This window comes from Nitratireductor sp. GCM10026969 (genome assembly GCF_042660605.1).
Lineage (GTDB): Bacteria > Pseudomonadota > Alphaproteobacteria > Rhizobiales > Rhizobiaceae > Chelativorans.
In genome coordinates, this window is the sequence record NZ_JBHSUM010000079.1 from 1 (window position 1) to 19302 (window position 19302).

The 19302-nt window shown below is 64.2% G+C and carries 19 protein-coding genes and 1 pseudogene; 12 read left to right on the top strand and 8 right to left on the bottom strand.

Going from position 1 to position 19302, the window contains the following annotated elements:
- Together ACFP9U_RS15625 and ACFP9U_RS15630 are read right to left on the bottom strand one after the other, a co-directional pair.
- A pseudogene (locus tag ACFP9U_RS15625) lies at positions 1 to 1105 on the bottom strand (lytic transglycosylase domain-containing protein); the annotation flags it as partial.
- Between the two features lie 66 nt (positions 1106 to 1171).
- Complete coding sequence (locus ACFP9U_RS15630) at positions 1172 to 1339, bottom strand: hypothetical protein (RefSeq protein ID WP_378622794.1); 168 nt, start codon at positions 1337 to 1339, stop codon at positions 1172 to 1174.
- Between ACFP9U_RS15630 and dapA the strand changes: the two genes are divergently transcribed.
- Positions 1338 to 2219, top strand: coding sequence for a 4-hydroxy-tetrahydrodipicolinate synthase (gene dapA / locus ACFP9U_RS15635; RefSeq protein WP_378622795.1), 882 nt, complete (start codon positions 1338 to 1340; stop codon positions 2217 to 2219). The genes ACFP9U_RS15630 and dapA overlap by 2 nt on opposite strands.
- A gap of 27 nt (positions 2220 to 2246) precedes the next feature.
- On the top strand, positions 2247 to 2720 hold the full coding sequence (smpB, locus tag ACFP9U_RS15640; protein ID WP_378622797.1) for an SsrA-binding protein SmpB: 474 nt from the start codon (positions 2247 to 2249) through the stop codon (positions 2718 to 2720).
- Between the two features lie 94 nt (positions 2721 to 2814).
- On the opposite strand, the gene ACFP9U_RS15645 is transcribed toward smpB, so the two are convergent.
- Together ACFP9U_RS15645 and ACFP9U_RS15650 are read right to left on the bottom strand one after the other, a co-directional pair.
- Entirely contained in the window at positions 2815 to 3468 is a 654-nt protein-coding gene (locus tag ACFP9U_RS15645) for a uracil-DNA glycosylase (RefSeq protein WP_378622798.1), read from the bottom strand.
- Positions 3465 to 4049 (bottom strand): NYN domain-containing protein, encoded by a 585-nt coding sequence (locus ACFP9U_RS15650; RefSeq protein ID WP_378622800.1) that lies wholly within the window; start codon positions 4047 to 4049, stop codon positions 3465 to 3467. The genes ACFP9U_RS15645 and ACFP9U_RS15650 overlap by 4 nt, the downstream gene beginning before the upstream one ends.
- A 290-nt stretch (positions 4050 to 4339) precedes the next feature.
- Here ACFP9U_RS15650 and rpoZ point away from each other — a divergent pair, with 290 nt between their 5' ends.
- From rpoZ to recO, 8 genes are all read left to right on the top strand, one after another.
- Positions 4340 to 4741 carry a DNA-directed RNA polymerase subunit omega gene (rpoZ, locus tag ACFP9U_RS15655; RefSeq protein ID WP_378622801.1) on the top strand — a complete coding sequence of 134 codons (402 nt, stop codon included), beginning with the start codon at positions 4340 to 4342 and terminating at the stop codon, positions 4739 to 4741.
- A 113-nt stretch (positions 4742 to 4854) separates the two neighbouring features.
- On the top strand, positions 4855 to 7101 hold the full coding sequence (locus tag ACFP9U_RS15660) for a RelA/SpoT family protein (protein ID WP_378622803.1): 2247 nt from the start codon (positions 4855 to 4857) through the stop codon (positions 7099 to 7101).
- Positions 7102 to 7436: 335 nt separating this feature from the next.
- The gene (locus ACFP9U_RS15665) at positions 7437 to 8030 is read left to right on the top strand and encodes a DUF2062 domain-containing protein (RefSeq protein ID WP_378622804.1); all 594 of its coding nucleotides are present in this window, start codon (positions 7437 to 7439) and stop codon (positions 8028 to 8030) included.
- The gene (acpS, locus tag ACFP9U_RS15670) at positions 8030 to 8431 is read left to right on the top strand and encodes a holo-ACP synthase (RefSeq protein ID WP_378622806.1); all 402 of its coding nucleotides are present in this window, start codon (positions 8030 to 8032) and stop codon (positions 8429 to 8431) included. Before ACFP9U_RS15665 ends, acpS begins: the two co-directional genes overlap by 1 nt.
- A 117-nt stretch (positions 8432 to 8548) precedes the next feature.
- Positions 8549 to 9298: a signal peptidase I gene (gene lepB, locus ACFP9U_RS15675; RefSeq protein ID WP_378622807.1), complete on the top strand. Its 750-nt coding sequence runs from the start codon at positions 8549 to 8551 to the stop codon at positions 9296 to 9298.
- 10 nt (positions 9299 to 9308) lie between these two features.
- Positions 9309 to 10025, top strand: coding sequence for a ribonuclease III (gene rnc / locus ACFP9U_RS15680; RefSeq protein ID WP_378622809.1), 717 nt, complete (start codon positions 9309 to 9311; stop codon positions 10023 to 10025).
- The gene (era, locus tag ACFP9U_RS15685) at positions 10022 to 10951 is read left to right on the top strand and encodes a GTPase Era (protein WP_378622811.1); all 930 of its coding nucleotides are present in this window, start codon (positions 10022 to 10024) and stop codon (positions 10949 to 10951) included. Before rnc ends, era begins: the two co-directional genes overlap by 4 nt.
- Positions 10952 to 10969: 18 nt before the next feature.
- A complete protein-coding gene (recO, locus tag ACFP9U_RS15690; protein WP_378622812.1) occupies positions 10970 to 11755 on the top strand; it encodes a DNA repair protein RecO in 786 nt (261 codons plus the stop codon).
- A 30-nt stretch (positions 11756 to 11785) separates the two neighbouring features.
- Here the strand turns inward: recO and ACFP9U_RS15695 are convergent, their stop codons facing one another.
- The 3 genes from ACFP9U_RS15695 to ACFP9U_RS15705 all read right to left on the bottom strand — a co-directional run bounded on the left by ACFP9U_RS15695 (position 11786) and on the right by ACFP9U_RS15705 (position 16233).
- Positions 11786 to 13759, bottom strand: coding sequence for a PhoX family protein (locus ACFP9U_RS15695; protein WP_378622814.1), 1974 nt, complete (start codon positions 13757 to 13759; stop codon positions 11786 to 11788).
- Positions 13760 to 13840: 81 nt separating this feature from the next.
- On the bottom strand, positions 13841 to 15079 hold the full coding sequence (locus ACFP9U_RS15700; protein WP_378622816.1) for an MFS transporter: 1239 nt from the start codon (positions 15077 to 15079) through the stop codon (positions 13841 to 13843).
- A gap of 287 nt (positions 15080 to 15366) precedes the next feature.
- Complete coding sequence (locus tag ACFP9U_RS15705) at positions 15367 to 16233, bottom strand: mechanosensitive ion channel family protein (protein WP_378622824.1); 867 nt, start codon at positions 16231 to 16233, stop codon at positions 15367 to 15369.
- 287 nt (positions 16234 to 16520) lie between these two features.
- Here ACFP9U_RS15705 and ACFP9U_RS15710 point away from each other — a divergent pair, with 287 nt between their 5' ends.
- Both ACFP9U_RS15710 and ACFP9U_RS15715 read left to right on the top strand, forming a co-directional pair.
- Positions 16521 to 17000: a GNAT family N-acetyltransferase gene (locus ACFP9U_RS15710; RefSeq protein ID WP_378622817.1), complete on the top strand. Its 480-nt coding sequence runs from the start codon at positions 16521 to 16523 to the stop codon at positions 16998 to 17000.
- Positions 16997 to 18457 (top strand): RimK family protein, encoded by a 1461-nt coding sequence (locus ACFP9U_RS15715; protein ID WP_378622820.1) that lies wholly within the window; start codon positions 16997 to 16999, stop codon positions 18455 to 18457. The genes ACFP9U_RS15710 and ACFP9U_RS15715 overlap by 4 nt, the downstream gene beginning before the upstream one ends.
- A gap of 82 nt (positions 18458 to 18539) precedes the next feature.
- Here the strand turns inward: ACFP9U_RS15715 and ACFP9U_RS15720 are convergent, their stop codons facing one another.
- A complete protein-coding gene (locus ACFP9U_RS15720) occupies positions 18540 to 19154 on the bottom strand; it encodes a YfbR-like 5'-deoxynucleotidase (RefSeq protein ID WP_378622822.1) in 615 nt (204 codons plus the stop codon).
- Between the last annotated feature and the right edge of the window lie 148 nt (positions 19155 to 19302).

Here is a 19302-nt window from a genome sequence, read left to right on the forward strand (position 1 = left end):
CGCGGCCGGGATCGTCGAGACCGCGCAGGGCGTACCAGCCGGCGTGGAAGGCCGCGTCCGCCCGGCTGACCGGGCTTCCGCCGGCATGGCTTGCGGCAATGCGATAGGCGGTTTCGGGCTCGCCCACGTCCAGAAGCTCGCGCGACAGCACGCGGCGCTCGAACCACCACTCGTCCGGGTCGATCAGCGTTTCCGGATCCTCCGGCGCTGAAAGCATCGCCTCGGCGGCTTCCTGAAACTTGCCGCTACGCCGGAGAAAGCGCGCCTTTGCGAAGAGATAGCCCGCGCTGCGCTGGTCTTCCGGCACGGCATCGAGCAGCTTGCCGGCGTTGGACTCATTGCGGATCACGGCCGCCCAGGCCTTGGTGAGCGCCGCGCCGCCGGCAAGGCCGGCCACGCGCTCGGCCGAGCGCACCCGGTCCTCATAGAGCATGCGCTCCATGCGGTGGCGATGCACGGAGGCGGGCAGCAGGTGTCCGAATTCCTTCAGGAACGTCGACTCGTTCCTCGCTTCCAGCTTCTCCGTACGCCAGAACGGGGAGAGGAGTTTGCGCGCGGCCTCCACCTCGCCACGCGCGACATGCGCCCGGGCAAGCGCCACCGTGCCCTCGAAGGTGGTGGGATCGGCCTCGCCGAAGGCGGCCAGTACGTCGCCCGGCGGTGGTTTTTCCCGATAGAGCGCGCGTTCGCTGTTGGCGCGCAGCCGTGCCATTCCGGGCCAGCCGGCAAGCATGCGTGTCGTCTTGGCGATTTCCGCACTGCCGACGGCCGGGCTGCCCGACAGCGCGATTGCCCAGACCATGATGTGCCGGTCGAGCGAGCCGTCCTCAAGCGCATCGCGTGCCCGCCGCGCGGCCTCGATGTCGCCGCTCGAAACCGCATCCAGGCCTGATTTGAGAAGCGCCAGGCTGCCCGCCTCCCTCAGAACGCCGGCCGAAAAGGGGAAGGTGGCGGCCGTGGCCGCTTTGTCCAGCGGCGCAAAGGGGCGTGGCTCAGGGACGGGCGCCTCGCCGGGCAGGCTGATCGTCTCCGCTCCCGCTCCGGGCGCGAGCGTCGCCATGGCCAAGGCTGCCACCGCTGCCATCGTCTTCAAGAAACCGGTCATTCCCCAACCATCATCGGATTGCGCAAATGCCATCTTCCCCTCTTATGGAAAGGGAAGCGTCGCTGTTCAAAGGTTAAGGCGCAAGGGCTCCGCTTGTACCAATACGCATCCGCCAAGCGGTTCTTGCGGCACCAGCATGGCAACACTATGGTGCCGCGCCTCATCTTCGGGTAGAAGCACCCGCTGGCGGTCGCCGCAACGCGCCCGAAAAGGAAAGCCGAGGAGTTCGATCATGTTCAGGGGTTCCATCACCGCGCTCGTGACGCCGTTCGCACCGGATGGAGGACTGGACAAAAAGGCTTTCCGCGCGTTTGTCGAATGGCAGATCGAGGAAGGTACCGCCGGCTTCGTGCCGGTCGGCACCACCGGCGAGTCGCCGACACTCACCCACGAGGAGCATCGCGAGATGGTCCGGCTCTGCGTCGAGGCGGCCGATGGCCGCGTGCCCGTCATCGCCGGCGCCGGGTCGAACTCGACGCGCGAGGCGATCGGCTTCGTCGAGCACGCCGAGAAGGTCGGGGCAAACGCCGTCCTCGTTGTCACTCCCTACTACAACAAGCCCAACCAGCGCGGGCTCTACGCGCATTTCGCCGCCGTGGCGCGCGCTACGAGCCTGCCCATCATCATCTACAACATCCCGCCACGTTCGGTCATCGACATGCTGCCGGAGACCATGGGCCGGCTCGCCGCCGATTTTTCCAACATCGTCGGCGTCAAGGACGCCACGGCCAGGGTCGACCGCGTCTCGGAGCAGCGGGCGGCCTGCGGGCCGGACTTCATCCAGCTTTCCGGCGAGGACGCCTCTGCATTGGGCTTCAACGCCCATGGCGGGGTGGGCTGCATTTCAGTCACGGCGAACGTGGCGCCGCGGCTCTGCGCCGAGTTTCAGGCTGCCTCGCTCAACGGCGACCGCGAGCGCGCCATCATCCTTCAGGACCGCCTGATGCCGCTGCACAAGGCACTCTTCATCGAGCCAAACCCCGCCGGCGCCAAATACGCGCTTTCACGCCTCGGCCGCATGGAGAACACGTTGCGCACCCCGCTGGTGACGGTGGAGGCGGCGACCGCCGAGCACATCGACGCGGCGATGCAGCACGCCGGCCTGTTGAACTGACGGCCGGTCGGACGCATCTCTATTCGCATGGCAAAGGAAAAGAATCCGAACATCAGGACCATCGCCGACAACCGCAAGGCGCGGTTTGCTTACGAGGTGATGGACAGCCTCGAGGCCGGCCTCGTGCTTACCGGGACGGAGGTGAAGTCGCTGCGAGAAGGCCACGCCAACATCCAGGAGTCCTACGCCTCGGTGGAGGGCGGCGAGATCTGGCTGATCAACGCGCACATCCCCGAATATTCGGCCGGCAACCGCTTCAATCACGAGCCGCGCCGCCGCCGCAAGCTCCTCTTGTCCAAGAGGGAGATGGCCCGGCTGGCGCAGGCGGTCGAGCGCGAGGGCATGACCATGGTGCCGCTCAAGCTCTACTTCAACGACCGCGGCATCGCCAAACTGCAACTCGCCACCGCACGCGGCAAGAAGCTGCACGACAAGCGCGAGACGATGAAGCGGCGCGACTGGGACCGCGAGAAGGCCCGGCTGCTGAAGGAGAAGGGGTAGAGCAATTCCAGGAAGGTGGAAGCCGGTCTTCCGTCCGGAATTGCGTGGAATAAAAGGGTTAGCTCGGCGAACCGCTCTAGAAAGAGGAGAGGCGCTACTCTCCCAAGAAGTCCCTTGCCGCCCGGAATACCTCGACGAACATCGCCTCGGTCAGCACGCCCGTGTTCGTGTTGTAGCGCGAGCAGTGATAGCTCGAGAAGACGCGGATGCCGTCGGCGTCCTGTGCTGCGCCGTGGGCGAAAGGCACGTCCTTCAGCTTCTGCCCCAGGGCTCGGACGGTGGAATCATGGGCGATGCGGCCGAGGGTGACGACGGCGCGCAGATTGGAAAAACGCGCGAGTGTCGGCACCAGGAAGGTTTCGCGGCAGGTCCTGATCTCCTGACCGACCGGCTTGTTTTCCGGCGGCACGCAGCGCACGGCGTTGGTCACGGCCGCGTCCACCAGTTCCAGTCCGTCGTCGGGACGCGCATCGAAGGTGCCCCGCGCGAAGCCGAAACGGATCAGCGTCTCGTAGAGCAGCGTTCCGGCGAAATCCCCGGTGAAGGGCCTGCCGGTCCTGTTTGCGCCACGCAGGCCGGGAGCCAGTCCAATCACGAGCAGTCGGACGGCCCCCTCGCCGCCGGCGGGGATGAATGTTGGCACCGGGCCGTTGAACCAGTCCGGTTCGCGCGCGCGCCAGTCGGCGATGAAGCCGTTCAGACGAGGACAGTGGGCGCAGTCTTTCGGGGGTTCGGCGGTCAGGCTCATTCCGGCTCGGCTGGATTGAATTCAGCCGGGTCGGCGCGGCGCACCGGGCGCTCCGACGGATCACGTCCGACTTCTTCCTGAAGCGAGGCGAGGTCGATGAACGTATCGGCCTGGCGGCGCAACTCGTCCGAGATCATGGGCGGCTGCGACTGGATCGTCGAGACGATGCTCACCTTGCGCCCCTTGCGCTGCAGCGCTTCGACCAGCGTGCGGAAATCGCCGTCGCCGGAAAACAGCACGTAGTGATCGACCACATCCGTGAGTTCCAGGGCATCGATGGCCAGCTCGATGTCCATGTTGCCCTTGATCTTGCGGCGGCCGGCCGAATCGGTGAACTCCTTGGCCGGCTTGGTCACCACCTTGTAGCCGTTGTAATCCAGCCAGTCGATGAGCGGGCGGATGGAGGAGTATTCTTGGTCCTCCACCAGCGCTGTGTAGTAGTAGGCGCGCAGCAGATAGGCGCGCTTATGGAAGCTCGCCAACAGCTTGCGGTAGTCGATGTCGAAACCGAGGGCGCGTGAGGTGGCGTAAAGATTTGCGCCATCGATAAACATGGCGATCTTTTCGCGAGGGTCGAACATGGTACTAATATCCTTCGTGGCAATCAGCCGGGCGGAAAATGTCAGTGGTGAAGACGCTCAGCTTTGCCGAAACGTGCATTGAATCGTGACATAGTGCGCTATTGTTTTTATGCCAATGCTTATTAAGTTCTAACCAACAAAAACGTTCCGTTGTGCCGCGTCAAGCATCCGTGCACGCCGCGAGAGTCGAGGGGCAGGCCTCGTGTCGCGCGCGGCCTTGTCTTTCGCGGCCGGAAAAGCTATGGACGCGGCAGGTTTCCCGCACGTTTTATGCATGAAAGGGGCAAGCAATGGCCCGTGTCACCGTTGAAGACTGCATCGACAAGGTCGAAAACCGCTTCGATCTCGTGCTTCTTGCCAGTCATCGCGCCCGCCAGATCTCCCAGGGTGAGCAGATCACCATCGACCGCGACAACGACAAGAATCCGGTCGTGGCGCTGCGCGAGATCGCCGATGAAACTTTGTCTCCGGGCGATTTGAAGGAAGCGCTCATCCACTCGCTGCAGAAGCATGTGGAGGTGGACGAGCCCGAGGCGGATGTGCCGGCGATCCCCGAGCAGCCCGCCGCCCAGGAGGCCGTCGACGCCCAGCCACCGGAGGAGGAGGCGACATCCTTCGACCGCATGAGCGAGGAAGAACTGCTTGCCGGCATCGAGGGGCTCGTTCCGCCGGAGAAGAGCGACGATTTCTGATCGGCTGACGCTGCGCTCTTCCGTCGCAGCACGCTCCCGCTTATCTTTTCGCTGCACTGTCCGAAACGCGCCGCTTGGGGTGGCGCGTTCCTGCGCGTAGGGAGAAGCCGCACATGATGCGTCAGTACGAGCTTGTGGAGCGCGTCCAGCGCTACAAGCCGGACGTCAATGAAGCGCTTCTCAACAAGGCCTATGTCTATGCCATGCAGAAGCATGGCCATCAGAAGCGGGCCTCCGGCGACCCATATTTCTCCCATCCGCTCGAAGTCGCCGCCATCCTCACCGAACTGCATCTCGATGAGTCGACCATCGCGGTGGCTCTCCTGCACGACACCATCGAGGACACCACAGCAACCCGCGCCGAGATTGACGAGCTTTTCGGCGCGGACATCGGTAACCTGGTGGAAGGCCTCACAAAGCTGAAAAGGCTCGATCTGGTTTCCACCAAGGCTGCCCAGGCGGAGAACCTGCGCAAGCTCCTGCTCGCCATTTCCCAGGATGTCCGGGTTCTTCTCGTCAAATTGGCCGACCGCCTGCACAACATGCGCACGCTCGACCACGTACCCGTGCACAAGCGGCTGAGGATCGCCGAGGAGACGATGGAGATCTACGCGCCGCTGGCTGGCCGCATGGGCATGCAGGACATGCGCGAGGAGCTGGAGGAACTCGCCTTCCGCTACATCAATCCGGAGGCCTTCCACACCGTCACCGAGCGGCTTGCCGAGCTTCTGGAGCGCAACCGCGGCGTCATTGTCGAAATCGAACAGGCGCTCCAGCACCTGTTCGAGAAGAACGCCATCAGCGCGACCGTCAAGAGCCGCCAGAAGAAGCCCTGGTCCGTCTTCCGCAAGATGGAAACGAAGGCGCTGTCCTTCGAACAGCTCTCAGACATTTTCGGCTTCCGGGTGATCGTCGGGACGGTGGAGGACTGCTATCGCGCACTGGGCGCGATCCATTCCGCCTGGTCGATGGTGCCGGGGCGCTTCAAGGACTACATCTCGACTCCGAAGCAGAATGACTACCGTTCGATCCACACCACCATCGTCGGCCCGTCGCGGCAGCGTGTGGAATTGCAGATCCGTACGCAGGAAATGGACAGCATCGCCGAATACGGCGTGGCCGCGCACTCGCTCTACAAGGATTTCGGCTCCAAGCCCAACGGATCGGGCAACCGGATCTCCAAGGACACCAACGCCTATGCATGGCTGAGGCGCACCATCGAGGCGCTGTCGGAGGGCGACAATCCCGAGGATTTCCTGGAAAACACCAAGCTGGAGCTGTTCCAGGACCAGGTGTTCTGTTTCACGCCGAAGGGCCGGCTGATCGCGCTGCCGCGCGGCGCCACGCCGATCGATTTCGCCTATGCCGTCCATACCGAAGTCGGGGATACCTGCGTGGGCGCAAAGGTCAACGGCCGCATCATGCCCCTGATGACCGAGCTCAAGAACGGCGATGAGGTGGAGATCATCCGCTCCAAGGCGCAGGTGCCGCCCGCCGCCTGGGAGTCGGTCGTCGTGACCGGCAAGGCGCGCTCGGCGATCAGGCGTGCGACCAAGAACGCCATTCGCAAGCAGTATTCCGGACTTGGGAGCCGTATCGTCGAACGGGCCTTCGAGCGCGCCGGCAAGACCTATTCCAAGGACGCGCTGAAACCGGTGCTCCATCGGCTGGCGCGCAAGGACGTGGAGGACGTTCTGGCGGCCGTCGGGCGCGGCGAGCTATCCTCTCAGGATGTGGTGCATGCCGTCTTCCCCGACTACAAGGACGAACGCGTGACCCAGAGCCCCAAGCCGCGTGAGGAGGGCTGGTTCAATCTGCGCAATGCGGCCGGCATGCTGTTCCAGATTCCCGGGCGCTCGGTGCGCCGCAACCGCAAGAACAAGGGCGCGCAGGGCGATGGCGAGGCGAACGGCGCGCTGCCCATCCGCGGTGTATCCGGCGACCTGCCGGTGCGTTTCGCCCCGGAGGGCGCCGTGCCCGGCGACCGCATCGTCGGCATCTTGCAGCCCGGATCCGGCATCACGATCTATCCCATCCAGTCGCCGGCGCTCACCGCCTTCGATGATCAGCCCGAGCGCTGGATAGACGTTCGCTGGGATATAGACGAGAACATGAAGGAGCGCTTTCCCGCGCGCCTGTCCATCACGGCCATCAACGAGCCTGGCTCGCTGGCCGAAATCGCCCAGCTCATCGCCTCCAACGACGCCAATATCCACACGCTGTCGATGGCACGCACGGCACCCGATTTCACCGAGATGATCTTCGATCTCGAGGTGTGGGACCTGAAGCATCTCGGCCGTCTGATCTCACAGCTCAAGGAGACGGGCTGTGTGAGCGACGCGCACCGCGTCAATGGGTAGGCAACTCCGGCAAGGGTGGCGCCGGTTTTCCGTCCGGAATTGCGTAAGTTCGACGCATTGGATTATTTCACCGCCTTCGTGAAGCGCTGAAGTGATCCGGCGGCCGGCCGGACGGATCGGCCTCATTTCTGCCCATGTTCGGCCTATCGCGTGGTGTGGAGAAATCGTCGCGCAGAACCGCCTGAATATGCCGTATTTCTTTGCTCCCGACTGCTGGATGATTACATAGGTGGACAAACCCTCTGGATCGTCTGGGCGGAAGAGCTCGTTAAGGGCATGGGGGTATCGTGCGTTTTCGAGGCGCCGGTCGCCGGTGCAAGGTATAGTTCTGTCGAATGCTGTTTAAACGCAGGAAAAGCGCGGATTGGTGGGAGCGTGCGCGGACACTGGTGTGGCCCCGGCGCTCATTCTGGCGCTCGACGCAGTATTTCGCGAAACGCACGCTGAGGCTGCGTGCGACACCGCATGCAATCGCCGCAGGGATAGCCGCGGGCGCCTTCGCTTCCTTGACACCTTTCCTCGGGTTCCACTTCCTGATTGCCGCCGGCCTTGCCTGGCTTATCGGTGGCAATCTGATTGCCTCGGCCATCGGCACGGCGGTCGGCAATCCGCTAACCTTTCCCTTCATCTGGGGTGCTACATTCAAGCTGGGCCAGCTCATCCTCTACGGCCGACATCCGGGCGACGTGGCGCCTATGCATCTCGGACACTTTTTGTGGCACATGGAATTCACCAAGCTCTGGCAGCCGTTTCTCAAGCCCATGGCCATCGGAGCGCTCCCGCTGGGGCTGGCGGTGGCGCTGATCTTTTATGTCCTGACGCGCTGGTCGGTGATTGCCTTCCGAGAGCAGCGCAGAAAGCGCCTTGCGGAGAGGGCGCGCCGTCGCGCCTCGGCGCAATCCGTCAACGCCAACGTCACGGCAGGCTGATGATTATCGGACTGGGCAGCGACCTGATCGACATCAGGCGCATCGAAAAAACCCTTGCCCGCCACGGCGAGCGGTTCACCCTGCGCGTCTTCACCGACGTGGAGCGCGCCAAGTCGGACCGCCGCCACGCGCGCGCGGCATCCTATGCAAAGCGCTTCGCCGCCAAGGAAGCCTGTGCGAAAGCACTGGGCACGGGACTGTCGCGCGGTGTCTTCTGGCGCGATATGGGAGTGGTGAATTTGCCGGGCGGAAAGCCGACCATGGAACTCACCGGTGGCGCGGCCAGGCGGCTGGAGGCTCTCATGCCGCAAGGCTTCAAGGCGCATATCCACGTGACCATCACCGATGATTACCCCCTTGCGCAGGCTTTCGTCATCATCGAGGCGGTAAAGCAGCTATGATGAAGCGAGGGGAGACGGCGCAGATCTGCCGCATTGCGACGCTCGGTGTGAGCCGATAAGACGAAGCGCGAGAATGGGTCGCCAACCTGCCGGCCCGCGACACGAACCGAGGACGACATGAGCGTGGCCGATAAATCTCAGAAGAAATCAGGCGGGCTTGGCGAGACGATCAGTGTAGTCATCCAGGCCCTGCTCCTGGCGCTTGTCATTCGCACACTCTTCTTCCAGCCCTTTTCCATTCCCTCGGGTTCGATGCGGCCGACGCTTCTGGAAGGCGACTATCTCTTCGTCACCAAATGGGCCTACGGTTACTCGCGCCACTCGCTGCCCTTCTCACCGCCGATCTTCTCCGGCCGCCTGTGGGGATCCGAGCCGGAGCGGGGCGATGTGGTGGTGTTCAAGTTCCCGCCCAATCCCTCGCTCGACTACATCAAGCGCGTCATCGGCCTGCCGGGCGACCGGATTCAGGTGCGCGAGGGCCAGCTCTACATCAACGACGAGCCGGTTGCGCGTGAACTCGTGGGCCAGATCGATAACCCCGACGTTACCGAGATGTCGCGGCCCGTCGACGTCTATCGCGAGACGCTTCCGAACGGCGTTTCCTACGATACGCTCGACCTGTCGCCCAATTCCATCGGCGACGACACGCGTGAATTCGTCGTCCCGGAAGGTCATTACTTCATGATGGGCGACAATCGCGACAATTCCACCGACAGCCGCTTCAATGTCGGCTTCGTGCCGGCGGAGAACCTCGTCGGCCGTGCCAACATCATCTTCTTCTCGATCGCCGGCGGCTACAGCCCGCTGGAGATCTGGGAATGGCCGTCCGAGTTGCGCCCGTCACGCTTCTTCACCTGGGTCGATTGACGGCAGCGCCATGGCAGGCAAACGATTGACGGGAGAGCTACTGGCGCAAGCCGTGCATCAGCGTATCGGCATCGCCTTCCGGGACGTCGCTCTCCTGGAAAGCGCACTGACCCACTCCAGCGCGCGGGCCGGGGCGGACTATCAGCGGCTCGAGTTTCTCGGCGATCGCGTCCTGGGCCTCGTGATCGCCGATCTGCTCTACGAGACCTTCCCCGAGGCGCCCGAGGGAGAGCTTTCGGTGCGCCTCAACGCACTCGTGAACGCGGAGACACTTGCCGAGATCACCGACGAGTTGGGGTTGTCGGACCTCATCCTCACCGGCAGTGACGTCCGTTCTCTGGCGGCACGGAAACAGGTCAACATGCGCGCCGATGTGATGGAGGCACTCATCGCCGTGGTATATCTCGAAGGCGGCCTCGATGCGGCGCGCGGCTTCATTCGCGCCCATTGGACCGAACGGTCGAAAGCGGCGGGCGCGGCGCGCAGCGATCCCAAGACGGCGCTGCAGGAATGGGCGCACCAGGTCTCCGGCGCGACGCCGGAATATCGGGTGGAGGGCAGGGACGGTCCCGACCACGATCCCGTCTTCACCGTCGCCGTGCACATCGGCGGCTTCACGGAAGGCCGCGGGCGCGGACGCTCCAAGCGCGAGGCGGAACAGGCGGCCGCGACCGAGGTTCTGGTGCGCGAAGGCGTTTGGCAACCGCTGGACGAGACATCATCATGAGCAAGGCCGCCGAAGGGCTGGAAAACGGCAATGACCGCACGCATTCCGGCTTCGTCGCGCTGATCGGCGCCACCAACGCGGGAAAATCGACCCTGCTCAACCGGCTGGTCGGCGCCAAGGTGTCCATCGTCACCCATAAGGTGCAGACCACCCGAGCGCTCGTGCGCGGCATCGCCATTCACCGCAACGCGCAGATCGTGTTCGTCGATACGCCCGGCATCTTCCGCCCGCGCCGCCGCCTTGACCGCGCCATGGTGACGACGGCCTGGGGTGGTGCAAGGGATGCCGACATCATCGCCGTCATCATCGACGCCGAACGTGGCATCAAAGGCGATTCGGAGGCCATCCTGGAAGGTCTCGCCGGCGTGCGACAGCCAAAGGTGCTGATCCTGAACAAGATCGACCGCGTGAAGCGCGAGTCGCTTCTGGCCCTGGCCGACGAGGCCAACAAGCGCGCCACCTTCGAGCGCACCTTCATGATCTCCGCGCTGACCGGCTCCGGCTGCGACGATCTTCTCGACCATCTTGCCGAAAGCCTGCCAGAAGGGCCCTGGTACTATCCCGAGGATCAGATTTCCGACCTGCCCATGCGCCAGCTCGCGGCCGAGATCACGCGCGAAAAGCTCTATCTCAGGCTGCATCAGGAGCTTCCCTATTCCACCCATGTCGAGACCGAGAAATGGGAGGAGCGGAAGGACGGCTCGGTGCGCATCGAGCAGGTGATCTATGTCGAGCGCGAAAGCCAGAAGAAGATCGTGCTCGGCCGCAAGGGCGCGGCGATCCGCGCCATCGGCCAGGCGGCACGCGAGGATCTGGCGCAGATTCTCGAGCAGCCGGTGCACCTGTTCCTGTTCGTCAAGGTGCGCGAGAACTGGAGCGACGACCCAGAGCGCTACCGCGAGATGGGGCTTGAATTCCCGCATTGACAGGTCGAAAACCGTTCCATGGAATGGCGTGACGAAGGCATTATCCTCGGCACCCGACGGCATGGCGAGACGAGCGTCATACTGGAGGTGATGACACGCGCCCACGGCAGGCACCTGGGCTTGGTGCGCGGCGGACGGGCGCGCCGCATGCAGCCGGTTCTCCAGCCCGGCAACCGGGCGGACCTCGTCTGGCGCGCCAGACTGGACGAGCATCTGGGTATGTTCCAGGTCGAGCCGCTCGAACTGAATGCCGCGCGTCTGTTCGCTTCAGGCATCGCCATTTACGGTATCCAGACGCTTGCCGCCCATCTGCGCCTCCTGCCCGAGCGCGACCCGCATCCGGGCCTGTTCGAGATGCTGTCCGTCGTCACCGGACATCTGGAGGATCCGGCCATGGCCGGCCCGCTGCTGGCTCGTTACGAACTGGCGGTGCTGGAGGAACTGGGCTTTGGGCTCGATCTTGCGCAATGTGCGCTGACGGGCAACCGCCGGGATCTCGCCTATGTCTCGCCGAAGTCCGGCAGAGCGGTCACGCGGGAAGCAGGCGAGCCGTGGGCCGATAGGCTTTTGCCCCTGCCGGCCTTTCTCCAACCCGAAGGCGGCGGGGCGGACGACACCGAGGCGCTTGCCCAGGCTTTTGCGCTCACCGGATTTTTCCTGCACCGCCACGTCTACGAGCCGCGAGGGCTCACCGAGCCCGAGGCGCGGGGCGGGTTCGTTGCCGCGGTGAAGCGCAGCCTTTCCGGCAAGCAGACGCACGGCGGAGAAGCGCCTGACCAGGATGAGAGCCGCGGGGCTGTTTGATCCCCGCGGCGAAAAGCGCACCGTCGCGCTTCAGGACGTCGCGATCTTGCCGCCGCCCTGCCTGGTCACGACGACGACCGACGGCCGCACCGGGAGGGTTTCGTCGAAGTCCGGCCAGCGCGTGGCGGGATCTTCGAAGGTCGCCGCACCTTCCTCGCCCGGATGTTGTACCGCCAGGAACAGCGTCTCGGCGTCAGGCGTGAAGTAGGGGCCGCACATCTCGGCACCGACCGGCACGCGGAAGAACAGCTTGGACGTGCCCCGTGCCTCGCCTTCCGTTTCCAGGGCCCAAAGCCCGTCCGTGCGGCCGGTCTTGTCACGGCTGTTGCCATCGGTGGAGATCCAGAGCCGACCATCCGCGTCGACGGCGGCGTTGTCGGGCATGCCGAACCAGCCGTTTTCGCTGGTTGCGGGCGAGAATGTCGCGCCCACTTCCGCCACGGAAGGATCGCCGCACTTGACGAGAACCTCCCAGGTCGACCTGGTGGAGGCGAAATCGCCGTCGGTCTCGGTGATCTCGATGATATGCCCGAACGCATTCTCCGCCCGCGGATTGGCCGCGTTCAAATCGTCTTCCGTGCGCTTGGTGTTGTTGGTCAGCATCACGTAGACCTTGCCCGTCGTCGGATTGGGCTGAACGTCCTCGGGCCGGTCCATCTTGGTGGCGCCGAGAAGGTCGGCGGCGCGCCGGGTCTCGATCAGAACGTCGGCCTGGCTCTCGAACCCGTTTTCCGCCGTCAGCGGCCCCTCGCCATGGACGAGTGGCATCCATTCCACGGTGCCGTCCTCGTCGAAACGGGCCACGTGGAGCGTGCCATCGTCGAGGAGGTCCGCATTGGCTGCGCGGTCGTCCGGGTTGAAGGTGCCGGCGGTGACGAATTTGTAGACATAGTCGAAGCGCTCGTCGTCGCCCGAATAGCCCACCACGCGGCCGTCACCGTTGACCACCGTTTCGCAGCCTTCATGCTTGAAACGGCCGAGCGCGGTGCGCTTTTTCGGCACGGCGTTCGGATCCATCGGGTCGACCTCGACGATCCAGCCGAAGCGGTTGGCCTCGTTCGGCTCCTTGGAGATGTCGAAGCGGTCGTGGAAGGCGGCCCATTCATACCAGCCGCCGGGCACCCCGATGCGCTGGTAGTTTTCCGTCTCGCGGTGGCCTCCCGGCAATTCGCCGCCGAAATAGCCGTGGAAGTTCTCCTCCGCCAGCAGATAGGTGCCCCAGGGGGTGAGGCCGCCGGCGCAATTGTTGAGAGTGCCGAACACCTTGGTGCCGGAAGGATCGGCATTGGTCTTCACCCGGTCGTGGCCGGCCACGGGCCCGGAAAGACTGGTCTCCGTCTCACCGGTGATGCGGCGGTTGTAGCGGCTGTCGAGCGCCGGCTGCCACTTGCCGTCCACCTTTCGGATCTCGATGATGGTGCCGCCGTGGGCGGCGATCTCGATGTCGACCAGTTCCTTGGTGTATTCACCGAGTTTCACCTCGCCGTCCTCGACGGTGGCGAAGTTCGGGAACATCAGCTCCGCATTGGTGTACTCGTGGTTGACCACAAGAATGCCGCGGTCGTCGGCGCCTTCGATCGGGATGAAGCCGATATAGTCGTTGTTGTAGCCGAACTGACGAGCCTGTTTTTCCGCCGTCTGGTTCTGAGGATCGAACTCCGGCGAATCCGCAAAGACCTTGTCACCCCAGCGCAGGAGAACGTCCGCGTCGTAGCCTTCCGCGACGTGGTGCGTCTCGTCCACGCCGGCTTCCACCTCGGTGAAGTCGAAGCTTGACGGGGTCGCGGCCTCGGCCTCGCGCGCGGCGAGAAGCGCCATCGGGCTGACCGTTGCGCCGATCGCCGCCACGGCGAGAGAACCGCCGAGGAAGCCGCGCCGGGAATAACGGCGGTTGATGATGTCGCCCATGGTCGGGTTGGCGCTGCGGTTACGCCCGACATCCTCCGACTCTTCGCGGATATGCGCCGGCGATTTGATTCCCTTGGGATCGACGTGCTCGTTCATGCCTGCCTCCTGGTGGGTACTTGTACGAGGCAGGCTAAACCAAATCGCTGTTGCAGTGTGATGACAGAATTGCGGCGCCCGCTATTCCGCCGCCGCAAGGGCGGGTCTGTCCACGGGCTTCTCCTGAATCGGCCAATGGACGATCGCCGCGAAGATGCCGAGGGCCACTCCGAGCCACCACACCGCGTCGTAGGAGCCGAAGCGGTCATAAAGATAACCGCCGAGCCAGACTCCGAGGAACGAGCCGACCTGGTGCGAGAAAAACACGATGCCGCCCAGCATGCCGAGATAGCGCGTGCCGAACATGACCGCCACCAATGCGTTGGTCGGTGGCACGGTCGACAGCCACAAGAGACCCATCACGATGGCGAAGACGATCACGCTGGTCGGCGTCTGCGGCAGGAGGAGGAAGGCCGTGACGGCGATCGAACGCCCCACATAGATGAGCGCCAGGAACGTGGCCTTGGGATAGCGCTGTCCGATGAAGCCGGAGGCGAGCGAGCCGATGATGTTGAAGAAGCCGATCAGCGCCAGCGCGATCACCGCGTAGCGCGCGTCGATGCCGATATCGCCGAGATAGGCGGGGAAGTGCGCAGTGATGAAGGCCACCTGAAAGCCGCAGACGAAGAAGCCGGAGACGAGCAGCACGAAGCTGCGGTGGGCGAACGCCTCGCGCAGGGCCCCGCCGAAGGTTTGCTCGAATTCGGCCTGGCGCACCCTGCCGCTCTTGGCGTTGCCGACGAGCGGGATGGCCAGTACCGGCACGATCAGCATGGCGATGCCGAGATAGACCAGCGTGTCCGACCAGCCATAGGCGTCGATCAGTCCCTGGCTGATCGGCGCGAAAAGGAACATGCCGGCAGAACCCGCCGCCGTGCCGATCCCGAAGACGAGGCTGCGGCTTTCCTCTGGTACGTTGCGCGCGAAAGCCGCCAGCACGATCGAGAAGGACCCCGCCGCCACCCCGAGCCCGACCAGAACGCCGCCGCCGATATGCAGCATCGCCGGGCTGTCGGCAGTGGCCATCAGGATGAGACCCGCCGCGTAGATGAGGCCGGAAAGAGCAAGCACGCGCCAGGTCCCGAACCGGTCGGCAATGGCGCCGAAGACCGGCTGGCCGACCCCCCATAGAAGGTTCTGGATGGCCATCGCCAGGCCGAAGGTCGTGCGGTCCCAGCCCGTTTCCTCCAGCATGGGAAGCTGGAAGAAGCCCATGGCCGAACGGGGACCGAAGGTCATGGCGGCGATGATGCAGCCGCTGATGACGATGAGCCAGGGAAAGGGTGCGCTGGCGGAGCGGGCGGGCGCAGTTTCGGCCATGGGTATGTCCTCGTGATGATGGGAAGAAAATAGCCGAATCTTTGGATAATTAAAGCGAATTGGAATGCCCGTTTCATTCAATAATTTTGATAATTCAGCTTGGCGCCCTGATGCATCCACTCTGCCAAGGGTAGGGTCAGGGAAGGGCGTTGCCCTGGCAGGTCGAAGGTCTGCCCGGGTTCATCCCGGGCGTTACGGATGAAGCGCGGCCGTCATGCGTTCGCCCGAAATGACGCGTTCGGCGCTGCAAATCCTTATGCCTTGCCGTCCACGATGGATTTTACCCGTCAGGATGCAATCGTCGGATTGCCGCCGCGCCTTGCCGGCTCGGGCAGATCCGAGGGCAGAAAGTGGATGTCGCGCTGGGGGAAGGGAATGGAGATGCCCTTTGCATCGAACGCCTGCTTCGCAGCCTTGGTGAGATCGAACCGCGTCGGCCAGAAGTCCGTCGTCGCGGTCCAGTAGCGCAGCATCACCACGACGGCGCTGTCGCCGAGCCGCTCGACGAAGGTTTCCACCTCCGGCACCGCCAGGATCCGCTTGTCATTCGTGGCCAGTTCCATCAGGGTCTGCTGCGCAAGTTCAATGTCGTCGCTGTAGCTGATGCCGATTTCCAGATCGTAGCGGCGGATCGCGTTGCGCGAATAGTTGGTGACCGCCTTGTTCCACAGCTCACTGTTCGGCGCCAGGACGTAAAGTCCGTCGGCCGTCTTCATTTCCGTGGCGAAAAGCCCGATTTCCTCGATCGTTCCGGCGATCCCGCCGGCGTCCACATATTCTCCCACCCGGAAGGGCTTGAGGACCAGAAGCATGATGCCGGCCGCGATGTTCTGCAGCGTCCCCTGCAGCGCCAGTCCCACGGCAAGGCCCACCGCGCCGAGGGCGGCGATGATGCTGGCGGTTTGCACCCCGAACTGTGCCAGGACCGTGACGCCCACCAGCACCAGGACGACATACCGAACGATCTTCGACAGAAAGCGGCGCAACGTCTCGTCGAAGGAGGGGAACCGGCCCAGTGCGCTGCTGGCCCAGCGCTCCAGTGCCCCGGCCACGATGTAGCCGGCCACGATGAGGATGACGGCACCCAGAATCGAGAAGGCATAGGTGACGGCGAACTCGCTGATTTCAAGTAGTATTGCTTCCGCTGTCGTCATCATCTCCGCCGTCGTCGCCATTACCCGTTCGCTTGTCAGTTCCGTGTCGCGAGCATTTCCCTCGGCCAAGGTCCTTGTTCCTGCAGCCGAGATACTCCCGCAGAGGCAGGCATCAGCCCGCTCCGGCCGATTTCAGGCGGTTTTGCATGCGCGTGAACGCCTGACGCCCGCAGGTCGGCCCGGCCCGCAAGCTTAGGTGAGAGAAACGAACAAAGTATTGATCCCCCGGCGCGAATTTCCGCTGCACGCCGTCCACTGTAATGATATGAAATCGGCAAGATATCGGGGTGAACTTTGTCCTCATGAGTGCCGACATCCGTCCGGCCCGCATCACTGATCTGGATGCGCTTTCGTCGATCGAGAACGCCGTTTTCGAGACCGACCGCTTGTCCCGTCGTTCCTTTCGCCGGCTGCTGAAAAGCGGCACGGTTTCGCTGATCGTCGCCACCCGGCAGGATGCGCCGGCCGGCTATGCGCTGGTGCTCTACCGCAAGGGCGGCAGGACGGCGCGCCTCTATTCGCTGGCGGTTGCACCGGCGTATAGATCCTTCGGTTATGGCCGCATGCTTCTCGATGCGGCGGAGGACGCTGCATCGGCGCGCGGATGCCGCGCGCTGCGCCTGGAGGTACGGGAGGACAATGCGCGTGCGATCGGGCTTTACGAGCACGCCGGCTATCGCCGCAGGGACAGGGTTCCGGATTATTATCAGGACGGAGCGGCGGCGCTGCGTTTCGAAAAAAGCCTGGGGGAGCAGAGCGACACATGAGCTGGGTCATTCTCACCGGAAGGCAGGGCGATCTCGACCAGGCGGCCACCCCGCACAAGGTCATCACCAGCCGCGACTATCTCGCGCACCCGGCGCTTTTTCGCGGGCAGCGGCCGAAGGTCATCAACCTGTCCAACAGCTACGCCTATCAAAGCCGCGGCTATTATGCCTCGCTGCTTGCCAGCTCGCGCGGGCACAAGGTGATCCCGTCCGTGGAGACCATGATCGATCTGTCGGCGCGAAAGCTTTACGAGAATGCGCTTCCCGAACTCGAGCAGGTGCTCAACCGCTGCCGCAAGGAGATCGGCGGCGCATTTCCGCCCGTCGTGTCGATCTTCTTCGGCATCGGCCCGAACAAGGCCTGGGACCGCTTCGCCCGGCTTCTCTTCGACTGGTTCCGCGCGCCGGCGCTCGAGGTGGCGATCGCCGAGGGGGAATGGGCGACGATCCGCAGGATCGGCTTTCTGCCGCTCGCCCGGATAAAGGCCGAGGAGAAGAGCCGCTTCATCGCCGGCCTGGAGGCCTATACCAGTCGCCAATGGCGCGACAGGAAGACCCGCGCGCCGGCCCGCTACACCTTCGCCACGCTCATCGATCCGCAGGAGGAGCTGCCGCCCTCCACGGTCGGCTCGCTCAGGCACTGGTCGCGCATTGCGGAGAAAATGGGCGTGGAGGTCGAGCCCATCAGCCGGAAGGACCTGCCCAGGCTCGCCAACTACGATGCGCTCTTCATTCGCGAGACGACCTCCATTTCCAACCATACCTACCGCTTCGCACGCCGTGCGGAGCAGGAAGGCATGCCGGTCATCGACGATCCCTTGTCGATGATCCGCTGCACCAACAAGGTCTATCTCAACGAGTTGATGCTCTTTAACCGGGTGCCGGTCCCTCCGACGGTCATGATCACCGGACCCGGCGATCTGGAGCGGGCGGCCGACACGCTGGGCTTTCCGCTGGTCCTGAAGATCCCCGACAGCGCCTTTTCGCGCGGCGTCAAGAAGGCGGAGAACCTCGCCGAGCTCAAGGCGCTCGCCACGCGCTGGCTGGAGGGTTCGGATCTCCTGATCGCGCAGAAGTTCCTGCCCACAGAGTTCGACTGGCGCATCGGCGTTCTGGGCGGCGAGCCGCTGTTCGCGGTCCAGTACCTCATGGCCAAGAAGCACTGGCAGATCGTCAATCATGAGCGCCGGGGCAAACCCGACGAGGGCGGCTTTCGCGCCTTCACCCTGCAGGAGGCGCCGCTGGAGGTGGTCGACATTGCCGTGCGCGCGGCACGCTGCATCGGTGGCGGGCTCTACGGCGTCGACCTCAAGGAAACCGCCGACGGCATCTATGTGATCGAGGTCAACGACAACCCGAATCTCGACCATGGCTGCGAGGATTCGGGTGAAAGGGATGAGGTCTGGCGCCGGCTCACCCGCTGGTTCGTCGATCGCCTGGAGCGCCAGGGGCGGTGAACATGTATCTGTGCCTTCATCACCTCTGAGGCAGCTTGCGCTTATCGCTTCGGATTTCGGAATGAGGGAGTGTGTGAAACGCTCACCCCTTGGCGCGCAGCCTTTCCAAGACATGAAAGCGGGCGAGGAACGCGCGTTGCGCGCGCCGTGCCGGTTGCGGCGCCAATTCCAGCGCCTCGGGCGGAAAGCCGCGCGGACGGCCGAAGAAGCGGGCGGCCTCGCCGTCCTTGAAGCCGGCAAGCCGCGTCGCCTCGAAGAAAGCGGCGATGCGGTCGGCGCGCTTGATCGCCTTGAAGAGCTTCGCCGGCGTTTCGGGCGGCAGGGCGAAGCGCAGGTGAATGGCCCGCTGCAGTCGCTGCTCAACGGATTTGTAGTCGTCGCCCAGCGTCGCCTTGAAAGGCGAGATCATGTCGCCGATGACATACTCCGGCGCATCGTGCAGCAACGCCGCCATGGACCAGTCAGGCCCGGCATCGCCGTTCAGACGCCGGAAGATCTCCTCGACCAGCAGCGAGTGCTGCGCCACGGAGAAGGCATGATCGCCCTCCGTCTGCCCGTTCCAGCGCGCCACCCGCGCCAGCCCGTGGGCGATATCGGTGATTTCAATGTCGAGCGGAGACGGGTCGAGAAGGTCGAGCCGCCGTCCCGAGAGCATGCGCTGCCAGGCGCGCGCTGCGCCTGCGGGTTCCACCGCCATCAGGCCGTACCCGTCTCGTCTGTCCCGTCGAGCGAAAAGCCCGCATAGGCCGGCACCCTGAGCGTCACCGGCACCGTGCCGGCCAGGACCTGGGTCCCTGCCTGCCGCGCCTCCGCCGCGCGGTCGATGCGCACGATGGCGAGCCCGT